The following is a 501-nucleotide window of genomic DNA, read 5'->3' as shown; positions in this document are numbered from 1 at the left end:
TACACATGGCACCGACAACGTGCTCGCCGTCGCCAACCTGGCCATGCTCACCGGCAATATCGGCAAGCCGGCGACCGGCGTGAATCCCCTCAGGGGACAAAACAACGTGCAGGGCGCGTGCGATATGGGCGCGCTGCCGGGCGTGTTCCCCGGATACCAGCAGGTGGGAGACGAAACCATACGCGCCAAATTCGAGAGCGCGTGGCAGACCAAGCTTCCGCCCGCGCCGGGGCTGACCGTAGTCGAATTGCTAAACGCCGCCATCGACGGCAAGGTGCGCGCCATGTACATCATGGGCGAGAACCCGATGCTGTCGGACCCCGACATCAACCACGTCCGCGACGCGCTCGATTCGCTCGATTTCCTCGTGGTGCAGGACATCTTCCTGACCGAGACCGCGCAACTGGCCGATGTCGTGCTTCCGGCGGCCACGTTCGCCGAAAAGGAAGGAACGTTCACAAACACCGAGCGTCGCGTGCAGCGCGTGCGGAAGGCCATCGA

General features: G+C 63.9%; 1 protein-coding gene. It reads left to right on the top strand.

All coding sequences use genetic code 11. The features are described from left to right. Positions 1-501 (top strand): molybdopterin-dependent oxidoreductase (locus LN415_10045; protein MCJ2557412.1); only part of this gene is annotated, 501 nt, incomplete at both ends.

Source organism: Candidatus Thermoplasmatota archaeon (assembly GCA_022848865.1).
In the GTDB taxonomy this organism is placed as follows: Archaea; Thermoplasmatota; Thermoplasmata; order RBG-16-68-12; family JAGMCJ01; genus JAGMCJ01.
Note: the sequence above shows the minus strand (reverse complement) of the source record. Positions and strands in the feature narration are given on the sequence as shown.